This is a genomic window from Micromonospora sp. NPDC048935, from assembly GCF_043197875.1.
GTDB lineage: Bacteria > Actinomycetota > Actinomycetes > Mycobacteriales > Micromonosporaceae > Micromonospora.
This window is the reverse complement of sequence record NZ_JBICTZ010000008.1, coordinates 209,757-230,347: the sequence shown is the minus strand read 5'-3', so window position 1 is coordinate 230,347 and position 20,591 is coordinate 209,757. Positions and strand designations below refer to the sequence as shown.

General features: G+C 71.1%; 18 protein-coding genes. 7 read left to right on the top strand and 11 right to left on the bottom strand.

Annotation, left to right across the window (positions count from 1 at the left end; genetic code table 11):
- Positions 1–12 precede the first annotated feature (12 nt).
- Both sufB and ACGFIW_RS22805 read right to left on the bottom strand, forming a co-directional pair.
- Positions 13–1,443: a Fe-S cluster assembly protein SufB gene (gene sufB / locus ACGFIW_RS22810; protein WP_234588434.1), complete on the bottom strand. Its 1,431-nt coding sequence runs from the start codon at positions 1,441–1,443 to the stop codon at positions 13–15.
- Positions 1,440–2,240 carry a helix-turn-helix transcriptional regulator gene (locus ACGFIW_RS22805; protein ID WP_393319014.1) on the bottom strand — a complete coding sequence of 267 codons (801 nt, stop codon included), beginning with the start codon at positions 2,238–2,240 and terminating at the stop codon, positions 1,440–1,442. Before ACGFIW_RS22805 ends, sufB begins: the two co-directional genes overlap by 4 nt.
- Before the next feature lie 116 nt (positions 2,241–2,356).
- On the opposite strand from ACGFIW_RS22805, the gene ACGFIW_RS22800 reads away from it, so the two are divergent.
- A complete protein-coding gene (locus ACGFIW_RS22800; protein ID WP_393319011.1) occupies positions 2,357–3,301 on the top strand; it encodes a heme A synthase in 945 nt (314 codons plus the stop codon).
- Positions 3,302–3,944: 643 nt separating this feature from the next.
- Here the strand turns inward: ACGFIW_RS22800 and ACGFIW_RS22795 are convergent.
- From ACGFIW_RS22795 to ACGFIW_RS22785, 3 genes are all read right to left on the bottom strand, one after another.
- The gene (locus ACGFIW_RS22795) at positions 3,945–4,865 is read right to left on the bottom strand and encodes a RimK family alpha-L-glutamate ligase (protein ID WP_393319008.1); all 921 of its coding nucleotides are present in this window, start codon (positions 4,863–4,865) and stop codon (positions 3,945–3,947) included.
- Between the two features lie 14 nt (positions 4,866–4,879).
- Positions 4,880–5,215 carry a hypothetical protein gene (locus tag ACGFIW_RS22790; RefSeq protein ID WP_357069825.1) on the bottom strand — a complete coding sequence of 112 codons (336 nt, stop codon included), beginning with the start codon at positions 5,213–5,215 and terminating at the stop codon, positions 4,880–4,882.
- A 284-nt stretch (positions 5,216–5,499) separates the two neighbouring features.
- Positions 5,500–6,453, bottom strand: coding sequence for a heme o synthase (locus ACGFIW_RS22785; protein WP_393319004.1), 954 nt, complete (start codon positions 6,451–6,453; stop codon positions 5,500–5,502).
- 263 nt (positions 6,454–6,716) lie between these two features.
- Here ACGFIW_RS22785 and tkt point away from each other — a divergent pair, with 263 nt between their 5' ends.
- From tkt to pgl, 6 genes are all read left to right on the top strand, one after another.
- Complete coding sequence (tkt, locus tag ACGFIW_RS22780) at positions 6,717–8,858, top strand: transketolase (RefSeq protein WP_393319002.1); 2,142 nt, start codon at positions 6,717–6,719, stop codon at positions 8,856–8,858.
- A 15-nt stretch (positions 8,859–8,873) separates the two neighbouring features.
- The gene (gene tal, locus ACGFIW_RS22775; RefSeq protein ID WP_393318999.1) at positions 8,874–10,049 is read left to right on the top strand and encodes a transaldolase; all 1,176 of its coding nucleotides are present in this window, start codon (positions 8,874–8,876) and stop codon (positions 10,047–10,049) included.
- Between the two features lie 147 nt (positions 10,050–10,196).
- On the top strand, positions 10,197–11,846 hold the full coding sequence (locus tag ACGFIW_RS22770) for a glucose-6-phosphate isomerase (protein WP_393318996.1): 1,650 nt from the start codon (positions 10,197–10,199) through the stop codon (positions 11,844–11,846).
- A 226-nt stretch (positions 11,847–12,072) separates the two neighbouring features.
- On the top strand, positions 12,073–13,578 hold the full coding sequence (zwf, locus tag ACGFIW_RS22765; protein WP_393319432.1) for a glucose-6-phosphate dehydrogenase: 1,506 nt from the start codon (positions 12,073–12,075) through the stop codon (positions 13,576–13,578).
- Positions 13,575–14,591 (top strand): glucose-6-phosphate dehydrogenase assembly protein OpcA, encoded by a 1,017-nt coding sequence (locus tag ACGFIW_RS22760; protein ID WP_393318993.1) that lies wholly within the window; start codon positions 13,575–13,577, stop codon positions 14,589–14,591. The genes zwf and ACGFIW_RS22760 overlap by 4 nt, the downstream gene beginning before the upstream one ends.
- A 139-nt stretch (positions 14,592–14,730) precedes the next feature.
- Positions 14,731–15,501, top strand: coding sequence for a 6-phosphogluconolactonase (pgl, locus tag ACGFIW_RS22755; protein ID WP_393318989.1), 771 nt, complete (start codon positions 14,731–14,733; stop codon positions 15,499–15,501).
- Positions 15,502–15,508: 7 nt separating this feature from the next.
- On the opposite strand, the gene ACGFIW_RS22750 is transcribed toward pgl, so the two are convergent.
- From ACGFIW_RS22750 to whiA, 6 genes are all read right to left on the bottom strand, one after another.
- On the bottom strand, positions 15,509–15,850 hold the full coding sequence (locus ACGFIW_RS22750) for an RNA polymerase-binding protein RbpA (RefSeq protein ID WP_393318986.1): 342 nt from the start codon (positions 15,848–15,850) through the stop codon (positions 15,509–15,511).
- A 140-nt stretch (positions 15,851–15,990) separates the two neighbouring features.
- The gene (gene secG / locus ACGFIW_RS22745) at positions 15,991–16,251 is read right to left on the bottom strand and encodes a preprotein translocase subunit SecG (RefSeq protein WP_355033235.1); all 261 of its coding nucleotides are present in this window, start codon (positions 16,249–16,251) and stop codon (positions 15,991–15,993) included.
- A gap of 95 nt (positions 16,252–16,346) precedes the next feature.
- Positions 16,347–17,138 (bottom strand): triose-phosphate isomerase, encoded by a 792-nt coding sequence (gene tpiA, locus ACGFIW_RS22740; RefSeq protein ID WP_393318983.1) that lies wholly within the window; start codon positions 17,136–17,138, stop codon positions 16,347–16,349.
- 2 nt (positions 17,139–17,140) lie between these two features.
- On the bottom strand, positions 17,141–18,340 hold the full coding sequence (locus ACGFIW_RS22735) for a phosphoglycerate kinase (RefSeq protein ID WP_393318980.1): 1,200 nt from the start codon (positions 18,338–18,340) through the stop codon (positions 17,141–17,143).
- A complete protein-coding gene (gene gap / locus ACGFIW_RS22730) occupies positions 18,337–19,341 on the bottom strand; it encodes a type I glyceraldehyde-3-phosphate dehydrogenase (protein WP_179780100.1) in 1,005 nt (334 codons plus the stop codon). The genes ACGFIW_RS22735 and gap overlap by 4 nt, the downstream gene beginning before the upstream one ends.
- Positions 19,342–19,607: 266 nt before the next feature.
- The gene (gene whiA, locus ACGFIW_RS22725) at positions 19,608–20,588 is read right to left on the bottom strand and encodes a DNA-binding protein WhiA (protein WP_350872673.1); all 981 of its coding nucleotides are present in this window, start codon (positions 20,586–20,588) and stop codon (positions 19,608–19,610) included.
- Between the last annotated feature and the right edge of the window lie 3 nt (positions 20,589–20,591).

The window sequence follows — 20,591 nt, the reverse complement described above, 5'->3', positions numbered from 1 at the left end:
GGAGTGGCGGCGTCAGCCGACCGCGCCCTCCATCTGAAGCTCGATCAGGCGGTTGAGCTCCAGGGCGTACTCCATCGGGAGCTCCTTGGCGATCGGCTCGATGAAGCCGCGCACGATCATGGCCATCGCCTCGTCCTCGCTCAGGCCCCGGCTCATCAGGTAGAAGAGCTGGTCGTCGCTGATCTTGGAGACGGTCGCCTCGTGCCCCATCGACACGTCGTCCTCGCGGATGTCGACGTACGGGTAGGTGTCCGAGCGGGAGATGGTGTCCACCAGCAGCGCGTCGCACTTGACCGTGCTGCGGCTGTGGTGCGAACCCTCCAGCACCTGGACCAGGCCACGGTACGAGGTGCGGCCGCCGCCCCGGGCGATCGACTTGGAGATGATGGACGAGGAGGTGTGCGGCGCGGCGTGCACCATCTTGGCGCCGGCGTCCTGGTGCTGGCCCTCGCCGGCCATCGCCACCGAGAGCACCTCGCCCTTGGCGTGCTCGCCGGTCATGTAGACCGCCGGGTACTTCATGGTCACCTTGGAGCCGATGTTGCCGTCGACCCACTCCATGGTCGCGCCCTCGTGGCAGACGGCGCGCTTGGTGACCAGGTTGTAGACGTTGTTCGACCAGTTCTGGATGGTCGTGTAGCGGCAGCGCGCGTTCTTCTTCACGATGATCTCCACGACCGCGCTGTGCAGCGAGTCGGAGGAGTAGAGCGGCGCGGTGCAGCCCTCGACGTAGTGCACGTACGCACCCTCGTCGACGATGATCAGCGTCCGCTCGAACTGGCCCATGTTCTCGGTGTTGATCCGGAAGTAGGCCTGCAGCGGGATCTCCACGTGCACACCCTTCGGCACGTAGATGAACGAGCCGCCGGACCACACGGAGGTGTTCAGGGCGGCGAACTTGTTGTCGCCGACCGGGATCACCGTGCCGAAGTACTCCTTGAAGACGTCCTCGTGCTCGCGCAGCGCGGTGTCGGTGTCCAGGAAGAGGACGCCCTGCTCCTCAAGATCCTCACGGATCTTGTGGTAGACGACCTCGGACTCGTACTGCGCCGCGACACCGGCGACCAGGCGCTGCTTCTCCGCCTCCGGGATGCCCAGCCGGTCGTAGGTGTTCTTGATGTCCTCGGGCAGGTCCTCCCAGCTGGTGGCCTGCTTCTCGGTGGACCGCACGAAGTACTTGATGTTGTCGAAGTCGATGCCGGTGAGGTCCGCGCCCCAGGCCGGCATCGGCTTGCGGCCGAACAGCCGCAGACCCTTCAGCCGCAGGTCGAGCATCCACGCCGGCTCGTTCTTCTTGGCCGAGATGTCCCGCACCACCGCCTCGTTGATGCCGCGCTGGGCGACCGCCCCGGCGGCGTCCGGGTCGGACCAGCCGTACTCGTACCGGCCCAGGGCGGCGAGCTGCTCTTCCTGGGTCAGGGGCTGGACGATCTGCTCGGTCATCTATCTGTCCTCACAGTGGTGACGGGATTACCGGATTGAGCACGCCCCGGCTGGGTCGGAATGTGCGTGGTGCACACCCCGTCGCCGTGCGCGATGGTGGCAAGGCGCTGCACGTGGGTGCCGACCAGACGGGAGATCACCGCGGTCTCGGCCTCGCACAGCTGAGGAAACTCGGCGGCCACGTGCGCCACCGGACAATGGTGCTGGCAGAGCTGACCGCCGGAGGCGATCGTGGTCGCGTTGGCAGCGTAACCCTCGGCGGTGAGCGCCGCGGCGAGTGCCTCGGCTCGCGCGAGTGGGTCGTCGCCGGCGTCCTCCATGGCCGCCCGGCAGCGCGACTCCAGAGCGGAGACCTGCTCGGTGGCGAACGCCTCGACCGCGTCCGACCCGCCGCCGCGGGCGATCCACCGCAGCGCGGCGGTGGCCATGTTGTCGTAGTGATGGGTGCCACAGCGAACCCGGCCGGCCTCGGTCAGCATGAACACCTTGGCCGGACGCCCCCGGCCACGGCTGCCCAGCACGGCCTGCTCGCGGGCGTACACGTCGCCGTCGGCGAGCATCGCGTCGAGATGCCGGCGGATCGCCGCCGGGCTGAGCCCGAGGGCCACGCCGAGTTGGGCGGCGGTCGTCGCACCCCGCTCCAGCAGCAGTTGGGTGACCCGGTCACGGGTGGAACTCTCCGCCGCCGTGGCACCAGCGGGCGCCGCCGACGCGGTCACGACCGGCGCGGACGCGGACGCACCGACGGCCCGGACAGCCGTCGGCTGGTGCCCGGGAAGCGCCGCCGCGTTTTTCACAACGCCAACGTTACGTAATTACCCGGAGGGTCGCAAACCCGGGCCCCGGTGATCCGAACCACCGAGCCGACGGAGTCGGACGAACCTCGATCACTACAGTGCGTAGGATTTGCGCCGTGAACCGAATCGTCCGTCCGGTCCCCGGCATCCTGCTGCGCCGCCTCGCGCTCGCCTCGATCATCGCGAACGTGGGCATCGTCGTCACCGGCGGAGCCGTCCGACTGACCGCCTCGGGCCTCGGCTGTCCCACCTGGCCCCGCTGCACCGACGATTCGTACGTCGTCACCCCCGAGATGGGTGTGTACGGGGTGATCGAGTTCAGCAACCGGCTGCTGGCCTTCGTGGTGGGTTTCATCGCGCTGGCCACCGTGCTGGCCGTGCTGGTCCACCGACCGCGCCGACCCGGGCTGTTGGCCCTCGCGGTTGCCGTGTTCCTGGGCATTCCCGCCCAGGCGGTGGTCGGTGGCATCACCGTGCTCACCAACCTCAACCCCTGGGTGGTCGGGCTGCACTTCCTGGCCTCGATGGCGGTGCTCGCCGCCGCGTACGCCCTCTGGCGGCGCATCGGCGACCCGGACGGCCCGACCGTGCCCGTGGTGCCCCCAGCGCTGCGCGCGCTGGCCCGCGTCACCACCGGCGTCGCCGTCGCGGTGCTGGTCATCGGCACCTGGGTCACCGGCAGCGGTCCACACGCCGGCGACCACGGCGCGGCCCGCAACGGACTGGACCCGGAGTCGATCTCCCAGGTACACGCCGACGGGGTCTTCCTGCTGGTCGGCCTCTCGGTGGCGCTGATCTTCGCGTTCCGTGCCGTGGGTGCCCGCCGCGCCACCCGCGCCGCGATCGTCCTGGTCGCCGTGGAGCTGGGCCAGGGTGTGATCGGCTTCGTGCAGTACTTCACCCACGTGCCGGCATTCCTGGTCGGCGCGCACATGCTCGGCGCCTGCCTGGTGCTGCTGGCCACCCTCTCGGTGCAGTGGTCGACCCGCGACCGCCGCCCGGTCGCCCCGACCCCCGAGGCCACCCCGGCCGACGCCGCCCCCGTCCCGGTCACCGTCTGAGGCCCCGCACGCGCGCCCCGCCGCACCGCGCGCACCGCGCGCACCGCACGCACGCACCGCACGCACCGCACGCACCGCACGCACCGCACGCACCGCACGCACCGCGAGCACCGCACGCACCGCACGCACCGCACGCACCGCACGCACCGCGAGCACCGCACGCACCGCACGCACCGCACGCACCGCACGCACCGCACGCACCGCGAGCACCGCACGCACCGCACGCCCCGGAGCACCGCACGCACGCCCCGCGAGCACCGCACGCCCCGCACGCCCCGCGAGCACCGCACGCACGCCCCGCGCGCATCGCACGCCCCGCGCGCATCGCAGGCCCCGCGCGCATCGCAGGCCCCGCGCGCATCGCACGCCCCGCGCCGCCGGCCCGCCCACACGGCCTTGATCGACTCGGGTTTCTTGATGTCGCGGTGTCCGAACCGGTCCGATGGGCCGACTTGCAGAAAGCCGAGTCGATCACAGCGAAGTCGCGTCGCTCACCGGGCTCTGCGGGCGGATCTCGGCTGCGCCACCGTCGCCGGGCGGCTCGGCGGCAGGGTCAGACCCGGCAGGCCGGCCAGCAGCAGGGTCAGACCCGGCAGACCAGCCAGCAGCAAGGTCAGACCCGGCAGGCCAGCCGGCAGCGGGGTCAGGCCCGGCAGGCCAGGTGGGTGGCGATCGCGGCGGCGAGACGGTCGGGGGCACCGTCCGCGTACCCGATGAACAGGGACGGGTCGGTCAGCTCCAGCTCGACCAGGACCGGCTCGCCGTCCGGGCCGGGGATCAGGTCGACCCGGGCGTAGAGCAGTTGCCGCGTGCCGCCGGGCACTGCGGCGAGGGTCTTCTCGGCCACCGCCAGTTGGGCGGGCCGGGCGATCCGGGCAGTGATCTCCTCGGCCTTGTAGAGCCCGTCCGGGCCGAGGTCCGGACCGGTCAGCATCGGGCCCTTGCGGATCGCGTGGCTGAACGTGAGCCCGTCCGGGCCGGCCAGGAAGAGCAGCGCGGTCTCACCCTCGGTGTCGACGGCGCGCAGGTACGGCTGGACCATGGTCACCCGGCCGGCGTCCGAGAGCCGGCGGACGTGTGCGACGGCCAGGTCCCGGTGTTCCGGGTCGGCCAGGTCGTAGCGGCCGGTGTTCTGACTGCCGGCGCTCACGGCGGGCTTGACCACGTACTCGCCGGTCTCGGCCGGTGGCTGCCAGCTCTCCCCCGGTTCGATCCAGGACGTCGGCACGGTCGGCACCCCGACGGCGCTCAGCTCGGCGAGGTAGCGCTTGTCGGTGTTCCAGCGGACCACGTCGGCCGGGTTGACCAACGCCGCGACGGTGGCCGCCCAGGCGACGAACTCGTCGCGGCGTAGCGCATAGTCCCACGGGGAACGGAGCAGGACCAGGTCGTAGGAGGACCAGTCGACGTCGGGGTCGTCCCACACCGCGGTCTCGACGGAGATGCCACGGGCCGTGAGCGGAGCGAGGACCAGCCGGTCGTCCGGGTCGAGATCGCCGAGGTCGGCGCAGGTAACGAGAGCGACCCGGGGTTCCCCCCGGGTCGACTGGTGGTGGGTGGTCAATTCACATGTCTATTTCAGCGAGCCATCGTGCGCCGGGCCATCGACCGCCAGAGGTCGTTGCTCGGGCGCATCTGGTCCATCAGTTCACGCTCCCAGGCGTTCTCGACGGTGACTCCCGCCTCGGCGCACGCCTCCCGTGCGGTGACGGTGTCGTCGGCGAACTGGTCGCCCCACTCGCCGTCGGAACCCACCAGGACGATTCGCGCGCCACGCTTGCCGACGTACTCGATGACCGCCTTCGCGCCGCCGTGGCCGGCGGCGAACGCCTTGAGGCCCGCGACCAGGCCCTGGGGGGCCTGCTCCGCGGCGGTCTGCTCGGCCGTCATCGTCGTATCGGAACCATCTGCCATAACGCGAAGCCTAAGCAGACTCGCACCCTCTCGGGCGAGAACCATGAACCTTTTGTGATGCCAATTACCTACAGGTTTGAGAACGATCATAGGTTTCCTGCCCGGTTATATCCGGACTTTCCCCCGCAGAACGGGCGGCCAAACCGTGCGCGAGCCCGCACAGTTGAGCCGATCCGGCTCATACTGAAAGTTGCTCTGATGTGACGTTAAAACCGGACAACTCATCCATGCCCATGATTAGTCAGGAGAGTCCCGGCGGCAGAGCCGCGGCCCGGGGTGACGGGTCAGATCAGCGCGTCGAGCGCGACGGCCGCGAACACGATCGTCAGGTACGTCGTGGACCAGTGGAACAGCCGCATCGGCTTGACCGCCTCGCCCCGCGTCGCGCGCCGGCAGAGCCGGTGTGCCTCGACCACGAAGATGGCACCCACCACCAGGGTCGGCACCCCGTAGATCGCGCTGAGCCCCAGCGGCCAGACCGCGAGGGAGGTGAGCACGGTCAGCCACGCGAAGATCAGGATCTCGGCGTTCACCCGGCGGATGGAGGCCACCACCGGCAGCATCGGGATCCCGGCGCGGGCGTAGTCGTCCTTGTACTTCATCGCGAGCGGGTAGAAGTGCGGCATCTGCCAGAAGAAGACCACCGCGAAGAGCCCCCAGGCGGCCGGCGCCAGTGAGCCGGTCACCGCCGCCCAGCCGATCAGCACCGGAGCCGCCCCGCAGGCGCCACCCCAGAAGGTGTTGGTCGGGGTGGAACGCTTGAGCCACAGCGTGTAGATGACGTCGTAGTAGACGATCGCGGCGAGGGTCAGCCCGGCGGCGAGCAGGTTGGTGAACGCCGCCATCAGGGCGATCGACACCGCCGCCAGGACCAGACCGAAGACCAGCGCGCTACGCGGAGACACGGTGTGCGCCGGCAGCGGCCGGCGCTTGGTACGCCGCATCAACTGGTCGATGTCCCGGTCGATGTAGCAGTTGAGCACGCTGGCGGCGCCCGCGGCGAGCGAGCCGCCGATCAGCACGACGGCCATCAGCCACAGCGACGGGAGCCCGCCGTCGGCGAGCATCATCGCCGGGATGGTGGTGACCAGCAGCAACTCGACGATCCGCGGCTTGGTGAGCGCCACGTACGCCGAGAGGACCCCACGCACGTCCCGCCGGGTCACCGGACCCTCGGCCGCCCGTGCCGGGTGTTGCCCGGCCGGGTTGCTCGCGGGGCGCTCGGTGATCATGCTCACGGATTGGCACCTTCCGGCATCGGCACGGGGAGATCGGATCGGCGGGCCGCTCGGGCCCGCACACCGACCCACACACTACGCGTTGTCGTTTTGGCTGCCCGGCCGACCCGACAACGGTGCGGGCCGTCACACCACCGAGTTGAACCAAGCATCCGGAACGTCACGTCACACACACCATGCGGAGATCCCCGGGCGCAGGTTTAGGGACGCTCGATAAGGTCATCGGTGAGGGTTCCGCCCATCTGCCGAGGAGCACAACCATCGTGGCTGCCAAACGACCCGAGCACTCCGCCGCACTGAACTGGTCCGACCTCGATCGCCGGGCCGTCGATACCGTCCGCGTGCTGGCCATGGACGCCGTAGAGAAATCCGGCAACGGCCACCCGGGCACCGCGATGAGCCTCGCGCCCGCGGCGTACCTCCTCTTCAACCGCGTCATGCGGCACAACCCGGCCGACCCGAACTGGCCCGGCCGGGACCGGTTCGTCCTCTCCGCCGGGCACTCCAGCCTGACGCTCTACATCCAGCTCTTCCTGTCCGGTTACCCGTTGAGCCTGGACGACCTCAAGTCGCTGCGGCAGTGGGGCTCGCAGACGCCTGGTCACCCCGAGCACGGGCACACCCCGGGCGTGGAGACCACCACCGGCCCGCTCGGGCAGGGCCTGGGCAACGCGGTCGGCATGGCCATGGCGGCCCGCCGCGAGCGCGGCCTGTTCGACCCCGAGGCCGAGCCGGGCGCGTCGGTCTTCGACCACGACATCTGGTGCATCGTCTCCGACGGCGACATCGAGGAGGGCATCAGCCACGAGGCCAGCGCCCTCGCCGGGCACCAGCAGCTGGGCAACCTCACGGTGATCTACGACGACAACGAGATCTCCATCGAGGACGACACCCGGATCGCCAAGAGTGAGGACGTGGCCGCCCGCTACGAGGCGTACGGCTGGCACGTGCAGACCGTCGACTGGCGTAGCGGCGACGCCGACCAGGGCGACTACCACGAGGACGCGGAGGCGCTGTACGCGGCGCTGGTGGCCGCCCGGGCGGAGACCGCCCGCCCCTCCTTCATCGCGCTGCGCACCATCATCGGCTGGCCCGCCCCCAACAAGCAGAACACCGGCAAGATCCACGGCTCGGCGCTCGGCGCCGACGAGGTGAAGGCCACCAAGCAGATCCTCGGCTTCGACCCGGAGCAGACCTTCCAGGTCGACGAGGACGTGCTCGCCCACGCCCGTTCGGTGATGGGCCGTGGGTCCGAGGCCGAGCAGCAGTGGACCACCGCGTTCGACGCCTGGAAGAAGGCCAACCCGGAGCGCACCGCGCTCTACGAGCGGTTGGCCGGCCGGGTGCTGCCGGACGGCTGGGCCGACGCGCTGCCGGTCTTCCCCGCCGACGCCAAGGGCGTGGCCACCCGGGCCGCGTCCGGCAAGGTGCTGGAGGCGCTCGCGCCGGTGCTGCCGGAGCTGTGGGGTGGTTCGGCCGACCTGGCCGAGAGCAACAACACCACCATGAAGGGCGAGCCGTCGTTCATCCCGGCCACGCACGCCACCAAGGACTTCCCGGGTCACGAGTACGGCCGCACCCTGCACTTCGGCATCCGTGAGCACGCCATGGGCGCGATCCTCAACGGCATCGCCCTGCACGGCGGCACCCGCCCCTACGGCGGCACGTTCCTGGTGTTCAGCGACTACATGCGCCCGTCGGTGCGGCTGGCGGCACTGATGGGGCTGCCCGTCACCTATGTCTGGACGCACGACTCGATCGGCCTCGGCGAGGACGGCCCGACCCACCAGCCGGTGGAGCACCTGACCGCGCTGCGGGCCATTCCGGGCCTGGACGTGGTCCGTCCGGCGGACGCCAACGAGACGGCCTGGGCCTGGCGGCAGGCGCTGGAGCACACCGACCGGCCCACCGCGCTGGCGCTGAGCCGTCAGCCGCTGCCGACGCTGGACCGCGACGTCCTGGGCAGCGCGGAGGGGGTGGCCAAGGGCGGGTACGTGCTGGCCGAGGCGTCCAACGGCAAGCCGCAGGTGATCATCGTCGGCACCGGCTCCGAGGTGCAGCTCTGCCTGACCGCCCGGGAGCGGCTGGAGGCCGACGGCACCCCGACCCGCGTCGTCTCGATGCCCTGCCAGGAGTGGTTCTACGAGCAGGATGAGGCGTACCGGGAGTCGGTGCTCCCGCGCGGGGTAAAGGCACGGGTGAGCGTGGAGGCGGGCATCGCGATGTCGTGGCGTGGCGTCGTCGGTGATCTGGGCGAGAGCGTCAGCCTGGAGCACTACGGGGCGAGTGCCCCGCACACCGTGCTCTTCGAGCAGTTCGGGTTCACCCCCGACCGGATCGTGGCGGCGGCGCACGCCTCGCTGGCCCGGGTGGGCGACATCACCGGTTTCACCACCGGCAACTGAGGGAGCGTGGACGGCATGACCGACAAGCTGAATGAGCTGACCGCCGCGGGCGTGGCGGTGTGGCTCGACGATCTTTCCCGGGTGCGGTTGAGCTCCGGCGGGCTGGACCAGCTCCGCCGCGAGAAGCACGTGGCCGGTGTCACCACCAACCCGACGATCTTCGCGAAGGCGCTGAGCGACGCCGACGAGTACAACTGGCAGTTGCACGACCTCGCCACCCGTGGCATCGAGGTCGAGGAGTCGGTGCGCATGCTCACCACCTACGACGTGCGGTGGGCCTGCGACGTGATGCGTCCGTCCTACGACGGCAGCGACGGCGTCGACGGTCGGGTCTCCATCGAGGTGGACCCCCGGGTGGCGCACGACAGCGACCGGACGGTGGCCGAGGCCAAGGCCCTGTGGTGGCTTGTCGACCGCCCCAACCTCTACATCAAGATCCCGGCCACCGAGGAGGGCCTGTCGGCGATCACCGACACCCTGGCCGAGGGGATCAGCGTCAACGTGACGCTGATCTTCGGTCTGGACCGCTACTCGGCGGTGATGGAGGCGTTCCTCGCCGGCCTGGAGCAGGCCAAGGCCAACGGCCACGATCTCTCCAAGATCGGCTCGGTGGCGTCGTTCTTCGTCTCCCGGGTCGACTCCGAGGTCGACAAGCGGCTCGAGAAGATCGGCTCCGACCAGGCCAAGGCCCTGAAGGGCAAGGCCGCCATCGCGAACGCCCAGCTGGCGTACGAGCGCTACAGCGAGGTGTTCTCCTCCGACCGGTGGAAGGCGCTCGCCGCCGCCGGCGCGCACCCGCAGCGGCCGCTGTGGGCGTCCACCTCGACGAAGAACCCGGACTACCGCGACGTGATCTACGTCGAGGAGCTGATCGCCCCCGGCACGGTCAACACCATGCCGGAGTCGGTCATCCACGCGTACGCCGATCATGGCGAGACCCGCGGTGACACCATCACCGGCGCCTACGACGCGGCCCGGAAGGTCTTCGCGGACCTGGAGTCGGTCGGGGTGGACATGGCCGACGTGATCGCCACCCTGGAGCGCGAGGGCGTGGAGAAGTTCGAGGCCAGCTGGCAGGAGCTGCTCGACGGCGTCCGTAAGTCGCTGAAGGCGGCGGCCGAGGGCAAGGGTGCACCGAACAAGGCCGCCAAGGGCAACGCCAAGGGCGCCGAGAAGGCCGGTGGCGCATGAGCGAGCGAATCAGCAAGCTCAGTGCGAAGGTGCCTCAGGACGGCACGCAGCGAAGCGGAGTGACGGCATGAGCGAGCGCAGCGAGCGAATCAGCAAGCTCAGTGCGAAGGTGCCTCAGGACGGCACGCAGCGAAGCGGAGTGACGGCATGAGCGACCTACCTGCGGGGCCGGTGGAGGCCGCTGCCGGGCTCTCCGTGTACGGCGCGGACACGGTCGACAAGTCCGCGCCCGCGTCGACCCGGGAGGCGCTGGTCAAGGCCGGCGTCCCGGGCAGGTTGGCGGGCAAGGACGCGAGCCTCTGGGGTCCGGACGCCGAGGCCGAGGCGAAGGTCCGACTCGGCTGGGTGGACACCCACCGGCGCAGCCGGGAGCTGCTGGCGCAGTTGGCCGAGCTGAAAGCGGAGCTGGCCGACCTGGACCACGTGGTGCTGGCCGGCATGGGCGGCTCGTCGCTGGCCCCCGAGGTGATCACTCGGACCCTGGGTCGCCCGCTGACCGTGCTGGACACCACCGACCCGGGCCAGGTCCGGGCGGCGCTCGGTGACCGGCTGGAACGCACGGTGGTGGTGGTGGCCAGCAAGTCCGGCTCGACGGTCGAGACCGACAGCCACCGACGCGCCTACTGGCAGGCGTTCCTGGACGCCGGGATGACCGAGGCGGAGGCCGGTCGGCACTTCGTCATCGTCACCGACCCGGGTTCGCCGCTGGAGACCACCGCCGCCGAGATGGGCGCGTTCACCGTGCTCGCCGACCCGAACGTGGGTGGCCGGTACTCGGCGCTCACCGCGTTCGGCCTGGTGCCCTCGGCGCTGGCCGGGGTCGAGGTCGCGGAGTTGCTCGACCAGGCCGACGCGCTGGCCGCGTCGCTCGGCGCGGACCGGGACAATCCGGCGCTGGCGCTGGGTGCCGCCCTGGGTGCCGCGGCCACGCTGGCCCGGGACAAGGTGGCCCTGGTCTCCGACGGCTCCGGCATCGACGGGCTGGGCGACTGGGCCGAGCAGCTGATCGCCGAGTCGACGGGCAAGGCCGGGGTGGGCATCCTCCCGGTGGTCGTGGAGTCCCCGGGCAGCCCCGGCGCGACCGGGGCCGACGTGCTGACGGTCAGCTACGGCGGTTCGCTCGCCCCCGGTGACGCGCCGGGTGGCGGCACCACCCCGGACGTGGCCGTCAACGGCCCGTTGGGCGCGCAGTTCCTGGCCTGGGAGTACGCGACGGCGGTGGCCGGCGTGGTGCTCGGTATCGACCCGTTCAACCAGCCGAACGTCACCGAGTCCAAGGAGAACACCAACAAGATCCTGGCCTCGGGCCTGCCGGCGGAGTCGCCGTCGTTCACCGAGGGCGCGATCGAGGTGTACGCCCCGCAGGGCGCTCCCGGTGACCTGGCCGGGGTGCTGCGCTGGCTGCTCGACGGGCTGGGCGACGACGGCTACCTCGCGGTGATGGCGTACCTGGACCGGTTCGCCGACGCCGACGCGGCCCGGTTGCGGCCGCTGCTCGCCGAGGCGGGCGGGCGGCCGGTCACCTTCGGCTGGGGGCCGCGGTTCCTGCACTCCACCGGCCAGTACCACAAGGGCGGGCCCCAGGTGGGCAGCTACCTTCAGGTGACCGGCGCGGTCGCCGAGGACCTGGCGGTGCCGGGCAAGCCGTACTCGTTCGGTGTGTTGCAGGCGGCGCAGGCCGCCGGGGACCGGCAGGCGCTCGCCGGGCGGGAGCGGCCGGTGCTGCGGTTGCATCTGACCGACCGTGCCGCCGGTGTCGCCCAACTGCTCGACGCCGCCGGTGCGCTGCGGGCCTGAGGATGGACGACGTGACTGAAGCGGAAGCGAGGGGGCACCGTGAGCGCGAGGAGCGAGCCGGGTTTGCGAGCCCCGCAGTCGCGAACCAAGGAGGCACCGTGAGCGCGAGGAGCGAGCCGGGTTTGCGAGCCCCGCAGTCGCGAACCAAGGAGGCACCGTGAGCGCGAGGAGCGAGCCGGGGTCGCAGGCCCCGCAGTCACGAACCGAAGGTGGCTCGCCGAATCCGCTGCGCGACGCGCAGGACCGCCGGTTGCCCCGGATCCCGGAGCCCTGTGCTCTGGTGATCTTCGGGGTGACCGGCGACCTGGCCCGCAAGAAGCTGCTCCCGGCGGTGTACGACCTGGCCAACCGGGGGCTGCTGCCGCCCGGTTTCGTGGTGCTCGGCTTCGCCCGCCGCGACTGGGGCGACGGCGACTTCGAGACCCTGGCCTGCGAGGCCGCCCGCAAGCACGCGCGTACCCCGTGGCGGGACGAGGTGTGGGCGCGGCTGGCCGGCAACATCAAGTTCGTCGGCGGGTCGTTCGACGACGACGACGCCTTCGACCAGCTCGCCTCGACGCTCGACGACCTGCGCCAGACCCACGGCATCGCGGGCAACGCGGCGTTCTACTTCTCCATCCCGCCGGCCGCGTTCCCCGTCGTGCTCAAGCAACTGGCCCGCACCGGGATGGCCGACAACGAGAAGTCCGGCGGTTGGCGTCGGGTGGTGGTGGAGAAGCCGTTCGGCAACGACCTGTCCTCGGCGAAGTCGCTCAACGACCTCGTCGACGACGTGTTCACCCGGGAGGACGTCTTCCGGATCGACCACTACCTGGGCAAGGAGACAGTTCAGAACATCCTGGCCCTGCGGTTCGCCAACAACCTGTTCGAGCCCCTGTGGAATTCCAAGTACGTCGACTCGGTGCAGATCACCATGGCCGAGGATGTCGGCATCGGCACCCGTGCCGGCTTCTACGACACCGTCGGCACCGCCCGCGACGTGCTCCAGAACCACCTCCTGCAACTCCTCGCCCTGGTGGCGATGGAGGAGCCGACCAGCTTCGACGCCGACGAGATCCGGGCCGAGAAGCTGAAGGTGCTCAAGGCGATCACCCTGCCCAAGGATGTGGCCCGGGACACCGTCCGTGGCCAGTACCTGCCCGGCTGGGTGGGGGGTGAGCGCGCGGTCGGCTACCTGGAGGAGCGGGACGTCCCCACCGACTCCACCACGGAGACGTACGTGGCGGTGCGGTTGGGCATCCAGAACCGCCGGTGGGCGGAGGTGCCGTTCTACATCCGGGCCGGCAAGCGGCTGCCCCGGCGGGTCACCGAGGTCGCCATCATGTTCAAGAAGGCACCGCACCTGCCGTTCAACGACGCCGACATGGAGTCGCTGGGCAACAACCAGTTGGTCATCCGGGTGCAGCCGGACGAGGGCGTGGTGCTCAAGTTCGGCTCGAAGGTGCCGGGCACCACGATGGAGGTCCGCGACATCGCGATGGACTTCCAGTACGGCGAGGCGTTCACCGAGTCCAGCCCCGAGGCGTACGAGCGGCTGGTGCTGGACGTGCTGATCGGCGACCGCACCCTGTTCCCGGACGCGGCCGAGGTCGAGCAGAGCTGGCAGGTGATCGACCCACTGGAGCATGCCTGGGCGGGCACCAAGCCGGAGCCGTACCGGGCCGGCGAGTGGGGGCCGCGGGCGGCCGACGAGATGCTGGCCCGCGAGGGCCGCGCTTGGAGAAGAGCATGATCGGGCTGTGGGACACCACCGGCAACGAGGTGGTCAAGGCGCTCGCCGCCGAGCGGCGCAGCGCCGGCGGTGTGGCCAGCGGAATGGCGCTCACGCTCATCGTGGTGGTGGACGAGAAGCGGGTCCGTGAGGCGGAGGCGGCGGCGACGATCGCCGCCGCCGCCCACCCGTGCCGGCTGGTGGTGGTGGTTCGCTCCGAGATCGAGCGGGACCGCAACCGGTTGGACGCGGAGATCGTGGTCGGTGGCCGTCTCGGCCCGTGCGAGGCGGTGGTCACCCGGATGTACGGCCGGCTGGCCCTGCACGCCGAGTCGGTCGTGATGCCACTGCTGGTTCCGGACGTGCCGGTGGTCACCTGGTGGCACGGCGAGCCGCCGGCGGAGATCGCCACCGACTTCCTCGGGGTGGTCGCCGACCGCAGGATCACCGACTCGGCGCAGGCCGCCGACCCGGTGGAGGCGCTGCGGCAGCGTGCCCGGGACTACGCACCCGGCGACACGGACCTGGCGTGGACCAGGATCACCCCGTGGCGGACCCTGGTCGCCGGGGCGTTCGACACGGCCAGCGAGCGGGTCGTCGAGGCGACGGTGGTCGCGCCGCCCACCGACCCGACGGCGTCGCTGATGGTCGGGTGGCTGTCCAGCCGGCTGGGCATCACCCCGCAGCGGGTGGACTCCGACGAGTTTCCCCGGATGCGGGAGGTGCGGTTGAGCTGCGCCAACGGCGACCAACTGGTGCTGACCCGCGAGGACAGCATGGCGGTGTTCCGGCGTACCGGCCAGGACGACCGGACGTTGCCGCTGGTCCGCCGGCCCCTCGGTGACGAGTTGGCCGAGGAACTGCGGCGTCTGGACGCCGACCAGGTGTACGCGGAGGCGCTGGGCGCGACTGTCGGGCTGCGCGGGCTGGAGCAGCGTCCCGCGCAGCGGGTGCACGTGTGGAAGGATCCGGCCACCGCGCAGCGCGCCGAGGCCGGTGTCGCCGCGCACTCCGGCACGAGCGGTGAGAGCTGACGCCCCACCGGGGCGTGACGTCGGGGCAGGGGCCGGTACCGACCGGCCCCTGCCCCGAGAACACACCATCTCGGGCATCGCGGCCCGGGCACGACGCGACAGCGACCGCCGGGGCGGTCGGGAAACGAAGGCGCATTCCATGAGTGAGGCGAGTGTCGCCGTCCACGCCGACGCCGACCTGCTGGCGCAGGCCGTGGCGGCCCGGTTGCTGGTGAAGCTGCTCGACGCCCAGGCCGACCGGGGTGCGGCCTCGGTGGTGCTCACCGGCGGCCGGATCGCCGCCGCCGTGTACCGGGCGGTGGCGACGCTGCCCGCCCGCGACGCGGTGGACTGGTCCCGGGTCGACGTGTGGTGGGGCGACGAGCGGTTCCTGCCCGCCGGTGATCCGGACCGCAACGAGACCCAGGCCCGCGCCGCCCTGCTGGACGTGGTGCCGCTGGACCCGGCCCGGGTGCACCCGATGCCGGCCTCCGACGGACCGGCCGGCAACGACCCGGAGGCGGCGGCGGCCGCGTACGCGCAGGAGTTGGCGCGTGCCGCCCGGCCCGGGCATGCCGCCCTGCCGCACTTCGACGTGCTGATGCTGGGCGTCGGCGAGGACGGGCACGTGGCGTCGGTCTTCCCCGAGCACCCGGTGCACTACGAGACCCGGCCGTGCAGCGCGGTGCGGGGCAGCCCCAAGCCGCCGCCGGTGCGGACCACGCTCACCCTGCCGGCGATCAACACCGCCGAGGAGGTCTGGCTGGTGGCCGGAGGTGCCGACAAGGCACGCGCGGTGGGTATGGCGTTGGCCGGAGCCGGGTCGGTGCAGTTGCCGGCCGCCGGGGTGCACGGCGTGGGTCGCACCCGCTGGCTGTTGGACCGGGCGGCGGCGGCCGACGTGCCCGCACGCCTGCGCAGCCTGCGCTAACGGCCCGCTACTCGCCGCGGCGGCGGCGCAGCGCCGCCAGTGCCTCGTTCAGCAGCGCCTCGCCCTCCTCGGCGGTGCGCCGCTCCTTCACGTACGCCAGATGGCTCTTGTACGGTTCGGCGCGGACCCGGCCGGGCGGGTTCTGCGCGTCCCGGCCGGCGGGTAGCCCGCACCGGGGGCAGTCCCACCGGGCCGGCGCCTCGGCGTCCGCGGCGATCCGGATGTCGATCCGGTGCTCGTTGCGGCACCAGTAGGTGACGTCCTGTCGGGGGGCGGGTTGGTGCCGTTCGTCGGGGCGCATGGGTGCGGACCCGACTCGGGCGCCACGGATGACGTTGCCACTGGGCACGGCTGCTCGCTCCTGTCGTCGGAGGGACCCGCCGTCGAACAGGGGTGGACGGCGGGCGACGCGGTGCAGCGGAGAAAAGCCTGCGCGCGGCCCGTCGTGGTGACGGACCGCGCGCAGATTGTACGACTCAACGAGCTCGCTCAGGTGCCGCTGTTCATCTGGAGGCGCAGCCACAGCCCGAGCCCGACGATGGCGGCGAACCAGACGACGCTCACCAGAACGGTGTAACGGTCCAGGTTTTTCTCTGCCACGGAGGAGCCGGCGAGGCTGGAGCTGACGCCACCGCCGAACATGCTCGACAGACCGCCGCCCTTGCCGCGATGCAGCAGGATAAGCATGGTGAGCAGAATGCTCGTGATGATCAGCAACACGATCAACGTGTATGCGAACCAGATCGGCATGGCTGGGGTCAGTCCTCTCGTAGCGATCCTCGCCCGGTCTGATCGGGCACGGCGGCACCGACCGGCGGACGGGCGGTGTCCAGGATACCGACCGATCAGCGGACGATGTGCTCCGGGAAGCGGCAGATCTGAGCGAATTCCTCCGCGTCCAGGCTGGCGCCCCCCACCAGGCCCCCGTCCACGTCCGGCTGAGCCATGATCGAGGCGGCGTTCGACGCCTTGACCGAGCCGCCGTAGAGCACCCGGACCTGGTCGGCGGTCTCCTGGTCGAAGCGTTCCGCAAGTCGCTGCCGGACCGCCCCGCAGACCTCCTGGGCGTCCTCGGGCGTCGCGGTCTTGCCGGTGCCGATCGCCCAGACCGGCTCGTACGCGATCACGACCTGCCGCACCTGCTCGGCGGTGAGCCCGGCGAGGCCCCCGTCGAGCTGGTCGGCGCAGTGCGCCACGTGGTTGCCCTGCTCGCGGACGTCAAGCCCTTCCCCCACGCAGAGGATCGGGGTCAGACCGTGCGTGAGCGCGGCCTTCACCTTCGCGTTGACGAGCGCGTCGTCCTCGTCGTGGTAGGCCCGCCGCTCGGAGTGCCCCACCACCACGTACGTGCAGCCGAGCTTGGCCAGCATCGGACCGGAGATCTCCCCGGTGTACGCGCCGGACGCGTGCGCGGACAGGTCCTGCCCGCCGTAGCCGATGAGCAGCTTGTCCCCGTCGACGGCGGTCTGCACCGTCCGCAGGTCGGTGAAGGGCGGCAGCACGACCGTCTCGACCTCGGTGAGCTGCTTCTCGGTGAGGCTCGCCGCCAGCTTCTGCACGAGCAGGTTGGCCTCAAGGTGGTTGAGGTTCATCTTCCAGTTGCCGGCCATCAGCGGCCGACGGGTGGTGCTTGCCATGTTCAGTTCTCCAGGGCCGCGATGCCGGGGAGGGTCTTGCCCTCGAGGTATTCCAGGGAGGCGCCACCGCCGGTGGAGATGTGCCCGAAGGACGTCTCGTCCAGCCCCAGCGCACGGACGGCGGCAGCGGAGTCACCGCCGCCGACGACGCTGAACGCGTCGGCCTTGGTGATCGCCTCGGCGATCCCCCGGGTGCCCGCCGCGAAGGCCGGCATCTCGAACACGCCCATCGGGCCGTTCCAGAAGATCGTCTTCGCCGGGGACAGCGCGGCGCTGAAGCCGGCCACCGTCTCCGGGCCGACGTCCAGACCGAGCCGGTGGCTCGGGATGCCGTCGACGGGGACCGTGTCGTGCGCGGCGTCCGGGGCGAACGCGTCCGCGACCACCACGTCGACCGGGAGCAGGATCTTGCCGTTGGCCCGCTCCAGCAGGTTGCGGCAGGTCTCGACCATGTCCTTCTCCAGCAGCGACGTGCCCACCTCCAGGCCCTGGGCCTTGAGGAAGGTGAAACACATCCCGCCACCGATGAGCAGCCGGTCGACAGTGGGCAGCAGGGCCTCGATCACCGCGAGTTTGTCGGAGACCTTGGACCCGCCGAGCACCACCACGTACGGCCGCTCGGGCTCGCTGGTGAGCTTGGAGAGCACCTCGACCTCACGCAGCACCAGCCGGCCCGCGACGTGCGGCAACCGGGCCGGCACGTCGAAGACACTCGCGTGCTTGCGGTGCACGGCGCCGAACGCGTCGTCCACGTACGCGTCGCCGAACGCGGCGAGCTGGTCGGCGAAGGCGCCCCGCTCGGCCTCGTCCTTGCTGGTCTCGCCCGCGTTGAAACGCAGGTTCTCCAGCAGGGCGACCTGGCCGTCGGCCAGGTCCGCGACGGTGGAGCGGGCGGAGTCGCCGACCGTGTCGGTGGCGAAGTGCACCGGCGCGCCGAGCAGCTCACCGAGCCGCCCGGCGACCGGGCCCAGGCTGAACTGCGGGTCCGGTGCGCCCTTCGGGCGACCCAGGTGCGAGCAGACGACCACCTTCGCGCCGGCCCCGACAAGCGCGCCGAGGGTCGGCAGCACCGCGCGGATGCGGCCATCGTCGGTGATGGCTCCGGACTGCTTGTCGAGCGGGACGTTCAGGTCGGCGCGCACCAGCACGCGCCGACCTGCCACCCCCTCGGCGAGCAGGTCGTCGAGGGTCCGGATGCTCACAGCGACGAACCGACCAGCTTGACGAGGTCGACGAGCCGGTTGGAGTAGCCCCACTCGTTGTCGTACCAGCCGACGACCTTGACCTGGTTGCCGACGACCTTGGTCAGCGGCGCGTCGAAGATGCACGACGCCGGGTCGGTGACGATGTCCGAGGACACGATCGGGTCCTCGTTGTAGACCAGGATGCCCTTGAGCGGGCCGTCCGCGGCGGCCTTCAGCGCGGCGTTGACCTCGTCCACGGTGGTCTCGCGACCCACGTTGACGGTGAGGTCGGTGACCGAGCCGGTCGGGATCGGCACCCGCAGGGCGTACCCGTCGAGCTTGCCCTTGAGGTCCGGGAGGACCAGGCCGATGGCCTTCGCGGCGCCGGTGGAGGTCGGCACGATGTTCAGCGCGGCGGCCCGGGCCCGACGCAGATCCGAGTGCGGCGCGTCCTGGAGGTTCTGGTCCTGGGTGTACGCGTGGATCGTCGTCATCAGACCGTGCTGGATGCCGAACGTGTCGTGCAGGACCTTCGCCATCGGGGCGAGGCAGTTGGTGGTGCACGAAGCGTTGGAGATGATCGTGTGCTTCGCCGGGTCGTAGGTGTCGTGGTTGACACCCATGACGACGGTGACGTCCTCGTTCTTCGCCGGGGCGGAGATGATGACCTTCTTGGCCCCGCCGTCGACGTGCGCCTTGGCCTTGGTGGCGTCGGTGAAAAAGCCGGTCGACTCGATGACGACGTCGGCGCCGACCTCGCCCCACGGCAGCTTCGACGGGTCCTTCTCGGCGTACGCCTTGATGGTCTTGCCACCGACGGTGATCTCGTCGGCGGTGGCCTTGACCTCGTACGGCAGGCGACCCAGGATGCTGTCGTACTTGAGCAGGTGGGCGAGCGTGCCGTTGTCGGTCAGGTCGTTGACCGCCACGACCTCGATGTCGGCGTCGGACGCCAGCACTGCCCGGAAGAAGTTACGGCCGATTCGGCCAAAGCCGTTGATGCCAACCCGGATGGTCACAGGTCCCATCTCCTCGCGTTCTGGTCCGCCGGCTTCAGACAACGGGCCGGCGGGAATGGTGTGCGCCGACCGGTGGAGCCGGCCGCTGACGGTTCATCTCGGCCACCCCGCCGCGCGGTCTGCGGACCTGACCGCCCGAGGCGGTGGGCACAGCGAGGAGTGCCGGTGTCGGCCCCCTTGCCGTACGCAGCGACCCTATCCGAGCGTGCGAGACCACGCTGCGCCGGGGCGTGTTCCCGGGCGCACCGTGCGGCCCCACCGTCCTATCAGACCACGAGCATGTCGGGCGTGACTGCCGCTTCGGTATCCGGGATGCCGAGGTCCCGGGCGCGCTTGTCGGCAAGCGCCAGCAGCCGGCGGATCCGCCCGGCGATGGCGTCCTTGGTCAGCGGCGGGTCGGCCAGCGCGCCCAACTCCTCCAGGGACGCCTGCCGGTGCTCCAGGCGCAGCCGCCCGGCGTCGGTCAGGTGGTTGGGTGCCTCGTCGGCGAGGATCTCCAGCGCACGGGTGACCCGGGCGGCGGCGGCGACCGCGGCGCGCGCCGAGCGGCGCAGGTTGGCGTCGTCGAAGTTGGCGAGCCGGTTGGCGGTGGCCCGCACCTCCCGGCGTACCCGACGCTCCTCCCAGGCCAGCACGCTGGAGTGCGCGCCGATGCGGGTGAGCAGCGCGGCGATCGCGTCGCCGTCCTTGACCACCACCCGGTCCACCCCGCGCACCTCGCGGTTCTTGGCGGTGATGCCGATCCGGCGGGCCGCGCCGACAAGCGCCAACGCCGACTCCGGGCCCGGGCAGGTGATCTCCAGAGCACTGGAGCGGCCCGGCTCGGTCAACGAACCGTGTGCCATGAACGCCCCCCGCCACGCGGAGACCGCGCAGCAGACGTTCGCCGCCACCACGTGCGGGGGCAGCCCGCGCACCGGGCGGCCCCGCACGTCGAGCAGGCCGGTCTGCCGGGCGAGGGCCTCGCCGTCCTTGACCACCCGCACGATGAAGTGGCTGCCCTTGCGCAGGCCACCGGAGGCCAGCACGTGGATCTCGCTCGAATATCCGTAGACCTCGGCGATCTCCCGGCGTAACCGCCGGGCCACCGCCCCCGTGTCCAGTTCCGCCTCCACCACCACGCGGCCGGAGACGATGTGCAGGCCGCCGGCGAAGCGCAGCAGCGCGGCCATCTCCGCCCGCCGACAGCAGGGCTTGGGCACGTCGACCCGACTCAGCTCGTCCTTGACCGCGGCCGTCATCGCCATTGT